The sequence below is a fragment of the Litoreibacter roseus genome (genome assembly GCF_009811795.1).
GTDB lineage: Bacteria > Pseudomonadota > Alphaproteobacteria > Rhodobacterales > Rhodobacteraceae > Litoreibacter > Litoreibacter roseus.
This window is the reverse complement of the sequence record NZ_BLJE01000002.1, coordinates 993825-1005946: the sequence shown is the minus strand read 5'-3', so window position 1 is coordinate 1005946 and position 12122 is coordinate 993825. Positions and strand designations below refer to the sequence as shown.

The following is a 12122-nucleotide window of genomic DNA, read 5'->3' as shown; positions in this document are numbered from 1 at the left end:
GGAGATCGCTATGCAGAACCTAGACGGAAAAAGCGTTGTCATTACAGGTGCCAGCCGCGGCATCGGCGAAGCAACTGCTCGGCATATGGCTGAGCTTGGCGCGAAAGTTGTTCTTGCCGCACGTAGCGGAGACGACATTGAGCGTATCGCGGAGGACATCACTCAAGCAGGCGGAACCGCGATGGCAAAGACCTGTGACGTCAGCGACTATGCGCAGGTTGAGGGTTTGGCCAGCCACACGACAGCAACTTTCGGGCGCCTAGATGTCCTGATCAATAACGCGGGTCTCATCGACCCGATCGCCCGGCTCGACGAAAGTGACCCAGCCGCGTGGAGCACGATTGTCGATGTGAATCTGAAAGGGGTTTACTACGGCTACCGAGCCGCCCTGCCAATCATGCTGGCTCAAGGAGAAGGCACCATCATCAACATCAGCTCAGGTGCGGCCACCGGCGCCCTTGAGGGCTGGAGCCACTACTGCGCTACGAAGGCCGGTGTCTTGTCACTCACCAAATGCGGGCACAAGGAGTATGGCGATAAGGGACTGCGTATCATGGGGCTGAGTCCCGGGACGGTTGCGACAGAAATGCAGGTCCAAATAAAAGCCTCCGGTGTAAACCCGGTCAGCCAGTTGGATCCCGATGTCCATATCCCGCCGGAATGGGTCGCCAAAGGGCTAGCCTTTCTCTGTGGCTCAGGCGGGGATGCGTATCTCGGCGCAGATTTTTCTCTTAAAACCGATGAGGGGAGAAAGCTGGTTGGTCTGCCGCTGATTGACAATTAAAGACCGTCGAGCACCTTTTGAATGGCCGCACGCTGTTTGCGCCATTCGCGCCGCGCGATCGCTTCAAGTGATGTCCGTTCGGTCGAGATGCGTGGCCTGCTCGAGCGTCTGACGCTTTCCGCTGACACCCTTGCATCACCGCCGCCCGCCATCCAGACCTCGACACGACCTTCGGAGGGCTGCGGTCTGAAATCTGTAAAATCTCGTGCTGTACCGTCTATAAGCGTCGCGATCCGTTCGGCGACCTCGGCGTCCTGCGCGTGGTAGTAGCGAACATGGTTGGCCGAGATGGTAAACGGCACCCGGATGAGATCACCGACCACTTCTTGAGCGTTTTCAAGCGCCGTCAGAACATTCAGCATCTCGTCGTCCGCAAGCTCTTCGGGGGCATGCACCATCAATTGATAACCGGGCTCTGAATATGGCAAGCCGCTGCGATCAAACAAAGCGGGCGTGTTCTCATTCAATCCGGGCGCGAACTTGGCTTGCGATCCATTTGGGCGCGCAGGTGCTTTGGTGAAAGCGGCCAGCCTGAGGGGGGCATCCCTGATCTCTGCAAAGGCGCCGTCGCGCACCGCTGCTGTACGCTGATCTATTTCAGCCTTTGCGGGCGGCGACGCAGGTCTCGCCAACGTACTACGAGGCTGAGCTTGGGATTCCGGAACACCCGTTTCTAGCGGAAGCGAGAACTGAAGGTTGGAGGAAAACGGAACAACTCCGCGCCGCTCAACCGGGACCGCGATCTCTGGCGCCGCTTCTGTGGCGAGCGCAATTTGCTCAGGCCCCGTGCCTGATCTCATCGCGACCAACCCAGCCCCAATCACGATACCGCCGAGCAAACTTGCACAAACGGCGATCAAAAGCGGCGACATTTGCTTTGCCAAAACCAGAGCGGGCTGCGGCCCTGCCTCGTCATCTTTGGCTTCGGGCGCTTCGGGGATCGGGAGAGCCGCAATCGCAGCATCTACCTTGATGTCATCTGCCTGGTCCACAGCAGGTGCGGACACATTGTCGACCTTGGACGGACCGTCCAACACGTCCTTTCGCTGAACGGAGGCTGGATCAATAGCAAGGCCGGATGCCGCAAGATCCTGCGGGAAGGTGACCCTCACCTTCTCGCCTTTCGCTTTCGAGGCTTTGGAAACGCGTCGCTGTTCAAGCGCCTTGGAACGGCGCGCACGTGCCTCCTCCAGACGCTTCTCTAGGCTGAGGGACTGATCTGACACACCGTCAGATTGCGCCACCCCGCTTGTTTCCTGTGTCGACATAGCACCCACTCTCGTCAACAAATCCGACTGGTCAGATGCGGACTTTTCCTTGTTCGTAATAGATTATGCTTTTTTTGCGAAAAACCAGTCTGTTTCTCATCACCAACACAGCAAAACATTGCCGATTGTGTCTTAAAGGCTTACCCACCCAATCCCTCCTTGCATCAAAACAGCTGGATTTCTCGAAATCATAATTGTATACAAAAGTATACATAAATGGAATCTCGTTGAATGATCAATGTTGCGCTCACCCTCACGTTTTCGCTTGTCGGGGTCGCAGCATTCTCAGCCATTGGCCTTCCCCTTCCATGGCTCCTTGGACCAATGTTTGCCTGCCTGATAGCAGCGTTGGCCGGGTTTCCGCTGCGAGGCACACCAATGATCAGCGACACGATGCGAACAATCCTTGGTGTCGCTGTCGGCGCCTCGATCACGCCTGCTGTTATTGATCGTTTGGACCAGATGGCTTTGTCGATCAGTTTCATCCCGCTTTTCATTCTGCTGTCGGGCGCAGTCGGCTTCCCCTACTTCAGGCGGATCTGGGGCTTTGATCCTGCGACCAGCTACTACTCTGCAATGCCCGGCGGGCTACAGGATATGTTGATTTTCGGCGAGGAGGCCGGCGGCAATCCCCGCATCCTGAGCCTCATTCATGCGACACGGGTGCTGCTGGTCGTGACCGCGCTGCCGATGGCTATGGCGATCATGTTTGAGATTGATCTGAGCCAGCCGCCTGGGGCCCCGGCCACAAGCATCCCCGTTTCGGAACTTCTGATCATGGTTGCCATTGGCATCGTCGGCTGGCGGATCGCCTCGGCTGTGGGTCTGTTTGGGGCAAGCATCCTCGGTCCACTGATCCTCGCCACCGTGGCAAGCCTGACGGACGTCCTACATCATAGGCCGCCCGCCGAGGCTATTCTCGCCGCGCAATTTTTTATCGGAATGGGTGTCGGCGTCAAATACGTGGGCATTACAGCGCTGGAGTTGCGGCGCGTTCTGACTGCCGCCGCCGGCTATACTGTTTTGCTGGGTATACTATCGGTCATATTCGCAAGCGCCGTGGTTTCCTGGGGGTTTGCACCTCAAACCGAAGCCATTCTGGCGTTTGCACCGGGGGGCCAGGCTGAGATGACCGTTCTGGCTATTGTGGCAGGGGCAGATGTCGCATTCGTCGTCACCCATCATCTGATGAGGCTTGTCGTTGTCATCGTCGGCGCCCCGTTGATGCGACGGCTATTCTTCTGACCAGACTTCTGGATTAATCATGTGTATGGGCGCGCGTGCCGAGTAAGCGTTGATCTGATCGAAGATGTCCGTGAACTGCAGGTCAAATTCATCCTCTGTTACGTAACCTATATGCGGCGTGGCCAAGACATTTGGATGCGTCAACAATGGGTGCGATATGTCGATTAGCGGCTCCGTATCAAAAACGTCCACCGCAGCATATCCCGGTCGGCCCTTTGCAATCGCCGCCTCAAGCGCCCCCGGCGCGACCAAACCCGCGCGGGACGTATTCACGAACAGCGCGTTGGGCGACATTGCCCCCAAGTCCTCGGCTGTGATGATGCCCTTCGTTGTCGGCTTGAGGCGCACATGGATGCTCACGATATCTGATGTCGCAAAGAAGGCCCGCCGACTTTCAGCGATAACAGCGCCCTCACCCAAAGCGCGCGCGCGGCCCTCTTCGGACCCCCACCACTGCGTCTGAACACCCAGTGCCCGCGCATACCCCGCGACCGCTTTGCCGATCCGACCATAGCCATAGAGACCCAGTGTTTTCCCGCGCAATGTGCGCCCCACACCTGATTGCCATGTGCCGGATTTGAGCGAGGCCTGCTGCGCTGGGATCTGGCGGAACGATGCCAGAATGAGCGCCAACGTCAGCTCCGCGGCAGCGTAGGACGGCGTGTCAGAATGCATGTTCGAACAAACAAGAACACCGTTCTCTGTGCAGGCGGGAATGTCGATATGGGGATAGACGCTGCGTTGGCTAATCAGCTTCAGCTTTGGCAACCGCTTCAGCAGGTCTGCTGTAATCTTTGTCCGTTCGCGAAACAGAACCAAAGCTTCTGCCTCTGAAAGCCGGTCTGCCAGATCCCCTGTGTCGCTGACATGATCAGTCCAGACCGTCACGTCATGCTCGCTTAGTCTTCTGAAACAAGGCAAGGTTTGTAGCGTGTCAAACCAGTCGTCCAGAATATGGACTTTCACCTGCTTTCCATTCGCCGTGCGGGATCGGGCATCCGCGGCGTTGGCACAAAAACCTCACTACCCAACGCACCAACGGCCCGGGTGATCTTGCTGCGTTCCGCGAGCAGGTGATTGAACTGCGCATCACATCCAGAGATCGGCGTCGGATACTGTGATATTTCATCTGTAAGGCGCCTGCGCGCCTCGTTCAGCAAGTGAACAGCGTCTTCAGTCAGTCGTTGATATTCTCTTTTCATCACGCCCGCCCCATATTGTATACCTTTGTATACTAAAAGATGTTGCCTATTTCAAGTCCGCGTCCAGACCTGTGACGGCACATATAAGTCGCCCGAAGCAAGCTTGCGCGCGGTTCGGATCAGCCCAGCCGATAAGAGATTGAAATCACCATCATTCACCTCGTACTCGGCCAAGACCTCAATGGAGCCTGACGCATGCTCAAGCGTCAGCTTAGCTGGACTGGCCGTTGGCACCTCTGCGAGGCCATCGGCAACTGTTCCCGGCGCCAGCACGCAGGACGCTAGGCATTGAGCGCCAGTCACAGCCATAGTCGGATGCGTTTTCCACGGCATGAAGTAGCGCGCGGCGACCGTCCCCCCCACACGCGCAGGCGCAAGAAGGCCAAACTTGGGGGTCACGGACGCCGAGACATCCCCCATACCCATCAGAGCGCCTGCCTTCAGTCGAACCGCTTCCACCCTGTCGAAGAAGGACTTATTCTCATCCAATTCCGCAGCGCTCTCGTACCCTGTAAGACCGAAGGCGTCGGCGCGGGCAATCACCATCGGCATCGTCACGTCCATACAGGTGACCTCGATGCCATCCACGATATCGCGCAGGTTTCCTGTGGGCAGCAACGACCCGGTTACACTTCCCACAACATCACGGAACCGCAATTCCACCGGCGCAGCAGTCCCGGGTACGCCATCGATATGCGCAGTGCCATCATAGGACACAATTCCACCCGGCGTCGCAACCGTGGCCACGACACGTGCCTCGGTGTTGACTGCACGGATCTTCACGGTCGTTTCGTCATTCTGCGCTTCGACCAGCCCCATCTCGATTGCAGCGGGACCGACACCTGACAGGATGTTCCCACAGGTGGGTTTGTAGTCAACCAAACCACCCTCGACCGAAACCTGCGCGAAGAAGTAGTCCACGTCGGCCCATGGATCGTCGGATCGGGACAGCATCGCAACCTTGGTCGTCACTGCCGCCCCCCCACCGATACCGTCGATGTTCAACGGATGGCCGGAGCCCACAGCTGCGACCAAAACCTCACTCAAAGTCTCCAAATCTTGTGGAAGATCGACGCGGCTGAAGTAAGGCCCACGCGACGTGCCGCCACGCATGAACAAAAAAGGGATCGCGGTCTGGGTCACGTCAGTGGCCACGGTAGATCAACATATTCCTGCAGCAGCCCCGGCGGGAAGTCACGGCGCAGAACACCTGCCATCATCAGCATAAAAGCCAGACCGAAGGCCGACAGTAAGAGCGTCAGTCCCCAACTGCACGCGGCCCTCAGCCGCAAGAAGGTGAGTAGGAAGATCGTCAGCGCCAAGATGAAGCCGAGAAGTGATGACAAGAACAGCAGCAGTCCGAACCAAGCAAGGGTTCCCCACAATCCATGGGGCGCCTCGGCATCCTCGCCTGACGCTTCACGGTCAGCGAAAATCGCATCGGTCTCTGGCTTGAACATCATCTGCAGCAGCAAGAGCAAACAGGCGACCACTGCCACAGTGGCAATCGTGACAGGGAATATCTTGTCGCTCATCAGATCAATCATCAAGGCATTGACGAGGGCCGTTGAGACATAGGCAAGAATGCATAGCAGGAAAATAATCGGCGCTCGTTTCTTACCCGTGGGAACAACGCCTTCGGGTAGAATTTGCTTGGCCTGACGCATTCCGACCAAGACGGAAATCACGGTCACCGCCAGCAGGACCAGCACGATGGGCGACGCCAGATACTCAAATCCTTCCTCAAAACTGCGACGGAATCGCGACCTTGCAATCTGGTTCGCCATGTTCGAGAAGTTCTCGGCTTGATGAGACAGTACGAACCCAATCAGGAACGCTGGACGCGACCAATCGAACCGGCGCAGGAAGATGCCGACCAGCCCCACCGCGAAGAGCGCGACCAGATCACCAAGCGACTGCCGCGACTGAAACGCGGCAAAGCTGATCATCATGAACAAAAACGGTGCGAGGAGTGTGAAGCGGATCGTCGTCAAACGCGCAATTGCAGGTGACAAGCCGATACACAGTCCCGCGCCAATGACATTGGCCAGCGCAAGGCTCCACACGATCGTGTAGGTGATGTCCAGATCGTTCTGGATCAGTTGTGGGCCGGCATCGTAGCCCAAAAGGGCCATACCACCGATGAAAACCGCCATGGATCCGGACCCGGGGATGCCGAAAATCAGCGTTGGTACGAGCCCGCCGCCCTCTTTGGCGTTGTTCGAGCTTTCCGGACCGATCACGCCGCGCACTTCTCCGGATCCAAAATTTGACTTATCTTTGGTGCTTTGAACTGTGTGCCCATATGCGATCCAGTCGACGACAGATCCGCCAAGGCCGGGAATAACGCCTACAATGACACCGATAATCGAGCATCGAATGCTGAGCCAGATATTGGCCCACCAATCCTTCACGCCGACCAGCCATCCCGCGCCGAGGGTCGAGTCCTTCGAGATCGAGCGATCTTGGCGCAGCAGTGCGATGATCTCCGGGATGGCGAAAATGCCGAGACCCACGATGACCAGCTTAAGGCCGTCCGTCAGATAGGGAATGTCATATGTCGCCATCCGCAGACTGCCGCCTGCGCCAGCCTCGCCAATCGTTCCAACCAGCAGGCCAAGACATGCTGCCGCAACGCCCTTCAGCGGCACCCGCCCGGCAAGAATGGCCACCATCGACAAGCCCAGAATGGTGATCATCAGCATTTCCGGCAGACCGAAAGCAAGAACCAAAGGTCGCGCGATCAGTATGAAGAACGTCAGAACGGACGCGCCCAGTAACCCGCCAAACAGGGACGATGTGAAGGCCGCCGATAAAGCCCGCGCGGCCTGTCCCTTCTTGGCCATCGGGAAGCCGTCCAAAACTGTGGCTTGCGACGCAGATGATCCGGGTATGCCCATGAGCACACTGGCAAACGTATCGGAGGTTGGGATCACCGCGATCAGCCCCACCATCAGCGCAAGGCCCGAGACAGGGTCCATCCCAAAAACGAAAGGCAGTACGAGGGACAGGCCAGCAATCCCGCCCAAACCTGGAAAAACGCCAACGGACAGCCCGAGCAGCACGCCCAAGACAAGGAACATCAACTGTTGAGGCTGCAGAATAAGAGAAAACGCCTCCCCCAAAGCTGGGAGAGCGGTGGCGAGCAGGTCCATGATGACCCCCGGGGATATCAGAAAAGGGTCCCCTCCCGCTTAAATTACGGGAGGGGGAGTGGTGGCTTAGTTTAACGAAACGCCGTAGCGCTCGTTCAGCCAGTTCGTTACGAAAGCCTTGGCTTCTTCAGGAACTTGGGTTCCTTGAGCCAACGTGGCTTTTGCCTTGTCACCTGTCATCTGCGGGTACACGCCCAGACGTGCCGCCGAAATCTCGGTGAAATCTTCGCGGGCCTTTATAGTCTCAAAAGCGTCAGTGTAGGTTGCTATGGCATCGTCAGAGGCACCCTTAGGCAGGAAAACCATCTTTTGAGCCGGGAAACCTGCGATGAAAAAGGCTTTCCACGCTTCCCACTGTTCGCCGGAAGTCTCGCACCCTTCGGTCGCTTCACACACTTCTTTGAAGGTCGGCATGTCAGGGAACGTCGGATCCCGAACGATGTCGCCGTTCTCATCCAATGCACCCCAAGACATCATGGGAACCGCTTGCCCTTCTTCCACCAGTGGCACAACGCCTTTGAGGTAGGAAGACGATGTTTGGTAGTCGATGTTGGCCTCACCGCGCTCAAACATCAAACGACCGTCGCCGCGCCCTTTGATGCCGAACACCGGCTCGACATTCATACCGAGCATTTCCCACGCGAGAAGCGGGACAAGATCAAGCCGCGTGGCTCCTTGGGAGCCGTAGATGAAGTCGACGTCTTTCAGATCGTCCGCATCACCGTCAAAGCGGTCGCCCAGATCAGGCGGAAGATAGGCAACACCACCTGTTCCAGAGGCAAGCACAACGTTCCAGTCACCGTACTCATATTTCACGCGCGGATCGTTCAACAGGTATGGAAACTGCGTGGAACCCGATGATCCAAAGATCAGCGTTCCATCATCATATTCCTGTTCCTGGAACCAGTTTGCCCCTTTGGTCGAGCCAGCACCCGGCATAAACTTCACGACAACCGTCGGGTTGCCAGGCAGCGCTTCACTCAGAAGTGGCGCGTAGAAATTCGCCCACTTTGCAGATCCACCGCTTTCGGAAAACGGAATAACGAACTCGACGGTCTTGCCTGCCAAGTCGATTCCATGACCCGCGGCAAACGCCTGAGGCGCAACCCCAAGTGCCGCAGCAACCAACACCCCACATGTCAGATTTGTATTGGACATAAAGTACCTCCCAGTGTCTCTTCGATCTCATCGTCGAGAATTAATTAGTCGCCGGGGTTGTCCTGCCCCTGCGAGATGAGCAATGTCTGTCGCCTGAAACTTGCGTGAACCTTGCACCGCACTATCGATTTTGGAGCCTACCGTGCGCATTACAATTGTCGAGGACAATCCCGGTGTCGCTAAAGGGATTGCCTATGTTTTGCGCGACGCAGGTCATGCGGTAGACATCTTGGAAGATGGAAATGCGGCGGATGAGTTTCTGCGCGACGAAAGCTCTGACGTTGTAATCCTTGACGTCAACTTGCCGGGCGTGGACGGGCTTGAGATTCTGCGCAGGCTGCGGGCACGTGAGGACATGCGCCCCGTTCTTTTGCTGACGGCGCGCGCGGAAACATCTGACCGGATACAGGGCTTGGACGCAGGCGCCGATGACTATCTGATCAAGCCGTTTGAAATGTCGGAACTCGCCGCCCGTGTTCGTGCGCTTGCACGGCGGCGACCCCGACCAGAACCTGTCTTCCGCCAGATTGGGCGCCTCCGATTTGATGAGACCTCCCGTCAGGTTCTGGACGGTGACACCGCGCTGGAGATCCCGCGACTTGAGTTGTCTGCCTTCGAGGCTCTGCTCAACGCGCGCGGGCGCACCTTGTCGAAAGACGTACTGCTGGACCAGTTGTATGGGATAGGCGCCGACGTCGATGCATCCGTGGTAGAGGTCTACATCTCGCGCTTGCGCAAGCGACTACGTCCTTACAATATCTCAATCCGCGTGCAGCGCGGTCTGGGATATCAGATGGAGGAGGTCGGCGGGTGAAACGCGCCGCGTCCCTTCGCACCCGTCTGACGGTCATCATTCTCGCCCCATTGCTATTTATCGCGACCGTTCTTGGGCTTTTCGAATATCAGGACGCGCAAGACCGAACCAGCACACGGCTGGACCGGATGCTGCTGTCAACCGCGCTGGCTGTGACCCGCGATGTGGCATCTTCCGACGGAGAGGCGTTGTCCTTTGAAACCCTCGATCTGCTGCAGGACGCGTCTATTGGCCTGGTCTACTACCATGTATACGCGCCGGACGGCTCCTTCGTCATCGGCTATGCCACACCACCTGTCCGCGACCCCGGGACAGAGTTGGAAGAAGCGGAGGTGCCCTACAGCTACTTTGAGGGAACATACCAAAACCGGCAGGTGCGCGCCTTGCAACTGCGCGAGCGCATGCAGATCGCAGGGCTATCCGGCGAGTTCACCTTTACGGTCTGGCAGGACATCGCTGTGAGAAACAACCTCCTGCGGGCCATCGCAACGCGGACATTCACCGGCATTGCCATTCTGATCGCGACCGTCGCCCTCGTCGTCTGGTTTGGCATTAGGCTCGGCTTGCGTCCGCTCGCCGATCTTGAAGAGGCTATCGCGTTGAGATCGCCGGATGACCTCGCCCCTATCCGCAGGCCCGTGCCGCGGGAGGTGCGAGGTGTGACTGCGACCCTGAACACGCTGCTCGATCAGGTGTCCGCCACAATGCAGGAAAAAACAGATTTCATTTCGAACGCAGCGCATCAACTGCGCAATCCGATTGCCGGCATTCAGGCCATGGCGGAGGCCGTATCATCCGCGCGTGATCTGGAGACGTCGCAGTCCCGCAGTAAGGAGCTTCTAGACGCTGCGCGCCATGCGGGTGATCTGGCTGAAAAGATGCTGACCTATGAACGGGCGAGCGCCTTGGCACTGGATATCACAGCAGAGTCTATCGACCTGAACACGCTCGTTTCATCGGTGGTGCGCTCGGTTACAAGTGGCTCTGTCGAACTCACATACACGCCAGCCTCAGAACCAGCGTGGGTGACAGGAGACGCACTGATGCTGGGCGAAGCGCTGCGAAACCTGATCGACAACGCTCTGACCCATGGCGGGCTTGGTTTGTCAAAAGTGGAGGTTATCGTACTGAAAACGAACGACGGTGCCGAACTTATCGTGCGAGATAACGGCCAAGGTATCCCTTCGGAAGATATAGACATCGTGCTTGAACGGTTCAGCCAACCCGCCCCCGCGCAGGGCAGCGGTCTGGGGTTGCCCATTGCGCAGACAGTCGCAAAGCAGCACGGGGGCAGGCTCACGCTGGATCCGTCGCCTGATGGGCTGACGGTCAAGCTGCACCTTCCAAGTGCGCGACAGGATGATTGATGGCGTGCCCGCTCTAACGCCGCTTGGGGCGGTCGCAGGACCGTCTACGAATGTCCGCGAGATAGCATCGGACGAACCTTCAATGGAGGACATGTTCTCAGGGTATTGGGTAAGGTCGAGAAATGATCCTCGGCCCGTCGATGCCATCAACTGGCACCGTGGGCGATTGGTTGGACGCACAGGCCAGCAGCGATGACGTCGCTATCGTGTTCCCGGAGACCCGGGAAGAAGTGACATGGACCACCCTACACAATGAGGCAAGCGAGCACTCTGGCGGGCGGCTGGACCACAGCCATCTCGTATGATCTGTGGCCGTCCAACAGAGGGTTTTGCGTCCAGCCAATCTACCCCACAGCGGCTTGTGCGTGACGATGATGGGGTCCTTTGGTCTCAGGCGAATCGCCCGCGATGACGTCCCGGTTCTCTGCAACGAAATTCTGGGAGCAGGCAGAGCAGGCGCATGCGACTTGGTTTTCGGTTTTGTCGACCATCATCAGTCATTTGCTGTACAACGAAGCGAACCCCAGCGCGGACCTGCAGCGCTGCGTCTGCTTTGGAAGGTCGGCGTCATCCGCCCTTGCGGTCGAAACACAAACGGCTTTCGAAAGCAGGCTCAACTTCCCGCTTGTGGAAACGATAGGGCTCACGGAAACTGCGGCACAGATCTTGTCAAACCCTGTGCTGCCCGGCATTCGCAAGATTGGCTACCCCGGGGATCTGGTACGGCAACGATGTCTGTATCTTAAACCCGGATTTTGAGCGAGCGATGCCCATGCAAGAGGGTCAGATCGTGATCCGAGAACCAAATGTCATGCTGGAATACCTCGACAATCCGGATGCAACTCAGAAGGCATTCGCCGGTGACTGGCTGTTGGCTGGCGATCTGGGTCACATTGACGAAGTGCTTTATGCTCAGCCGGACGTTATCGAGGCCGCCGCCTTCGCGCGACCTTGCAAGAGCTACGACGAGACGGTGGAGGCAGCGGTTTGCGTGAGGCCCGGCTCACAGGTGTCGGAAAAAGCTTACTTGATCTGTGCAGAGCGCGGCTTGGCCCCTTCAAATCGCCAGAATACATTCATGTCTTAAGTGAGCTGCCCAAGGGTCCGTCCGGCAAAATTCAGCGCCTGA

Annotated in this window: 13 protein-coding genes; 7 read left to right on the top strand and 6 right to left on the bottom strand. The window is 57.6% G+C overall.

The window, feature by feature from the left end; genetic code table 11:
• Positions 1 to 10: 10 nt before the first annotated feature.
• Positions 11 to 784: an SDR family oxidoreductase gene (locus KIN_RS11970; protein ID WP_159807180.1), complete on the top strand. Its 774-nt coding sequence runs from the start codon at positions 11 to 13 to the stop codon at positions 782 to 784.
• On the opposite strand, the gene KIN_RS11965 is transcribed toward KIN_RS11970, so the two are convergent.
• Positions 781 to 2052 carry a hypothetical protein gene (locus KIN_RS11965; RefSeq protein ID WP_159807178.1) on the bottom strand — a complete coding sequence of 424 codons (1272 nt, stop codon included), beginning with the start codon at positions 2050 to 2052 and terminating at the stop codon, positions 781 to 783. The two genes, KIN_RS11970 and KIN_RS11965, sit on opposite strands and share 4 nt — an antisense overlap.
• Before the next feature lie 231 nt (positions 2053 to 2283).
• Between KIN_RS11965 and KIN_RS11960 the strand changes: the two genes are divergently transcribed.
• A complete protein-coding gene (locus tag KIN_RS11960) occupies positions 2284 to 3297 on the top strand; it encodes an AbrB family transcriptional regulator (protein ID WP_159807176.1) in 1014 nt (337 codons plus the stop codon).
• Here the strand turns inward: KIN_RS11960 and KIN_RS11955 are convergent.
• The 5 genes from KIN_RS11955 to KIN_RS11935 form a co-directional block, all read right to left on the bottom strand.
• The gene (locus KIN_RS11955; protein ID WP_159807174.1) at positions 3286 to 4263 is read right to left on the bottom strand and encodes a D-2-hydroxyacid dehydrogenase family protein; all 978 of its coding nucleotides are present in this window, start codon (positions 4261 to 4263) and stop codon (positions 3286 to 3288) included. The genes KIN_RS11960 and KIN_RS11955 overlap by 12 nt on opposite strands.
• The gene (locus KIN_RS11950) at positions 4260 to 4499 is read right to left on the bottom strand and encodes a chorismate mutase family protein (protein WP_159807172.1); all 240 of its coding nucleotides are present in this window, start codon (positions 4497 to 4499) and stop codon (positions 4260 to 4262) included. Before KIN_RS11950 ends, KIN_RS11955 begins: the two co-directional genes overlap by 4 nt.
• A gap of 51 nt (positions 4500 to 4550) precedes the next feature.
• Entirely contained in the window at positions 4551 to 5642 is a 1092-nt protein-coding gene (locus KIN_RS11945) for a 4-oxalomesaconate tautomerase (RefSeq protein WP_159808029.1), read from the bottom strand.
• Positions 5639 to 7654, bottom strand: coding sequence for a tripartite tricarboxylate transporter permease (locus KIN_RS11940; RefSeq protein WP_159807170.1), 2016 nt, complete (start codon positions 7652 to 7654; stop codon positions 5639 to 5641). Before KIN_RS11940 ends, KIN_RS11945 begins: the two co-directional genes overlap by 4 nt.
• A gap of 66 nt (positions 7655 to 7720) precedes the next feature.
• Complete coding sequence (locus KIN_RS11935) at positions 7721 to 8812, bottom strand: type 2 periplasmic-binding domain-containing protein (protein ID WP_159807168.1); 1092 nt, start codon at positions 8810 to 8812, stop codon at positions 7721 to 7723.
• 142 nt (positions 8813 to 8954) lie between these two features.
• Between KIN_RS11935 and KIN_RS11930 the strand changes: the two genes are divergently transcribed.
• From KIN_RS11930 to KIN_RS22435, 5 genes are all read left to right on the top strand, one after another.
• Positions 8955 to 9626, top strand: coding sequence for a response regulator transcription factor (locus KIN_RS11930; protein WP_159807166.1), 672 nt, complete (start codon positions 8955 to 8957; stop codon positions 9624 to 9626).
• Positions 9623 to 10993, top strand: coding sequence for a sensor histidine kinase (locus tag KIN_RS11925; RefSeq protein ID WP_159807164.1), 1371 nt, complete (start codon positions 9623 to 9625; stop codon positions 10991 to 10993). The genes KIN_RS11930 and KIN_RS11925 overlap by 4 nt, the downstream gene beginning before the upstream one ends.
• A gap of 122 nt (positions 10994 to 11115) precedes the next feature.
• Entirely contained in the window at positions 11116 to 11298 is a 183-nt protein-coding gene (locus KIN_RS11920; RefSeq protein ID WP_159807162.1) for a hypothetical protein, read from the top strand.
• Between the two features lie 103 nt (positions 11299 to 11401).
• Positions 11402 to 11752 carry a hypothetical protein gene (locus KIN_RS22440; RefSeq protein ID WP_243144906.1) on the top strand — a complete coding sequence of 117 codons (351 nt, stop codon included), beginning with the start codon at positions 11402 to 11404 and terminating at the stop codon, positions 11750 to 11752.
• A 7-nt stretch (positions 11753 to 11759) separates the two neighbouring features.
• Positions 11760 to 12080, top strand: coding sequence for a class I adenylate-forming enzyme family protein (locus tag KIN_RS22435; protein WP_243144905.1), 321 nt, complete (start codon positions 11760 to 11762; stop codon positions 12078 to 12080).
• The last annotated feature ends 42 nt before the right edge of the window (positions 12081 to 12122 follow it).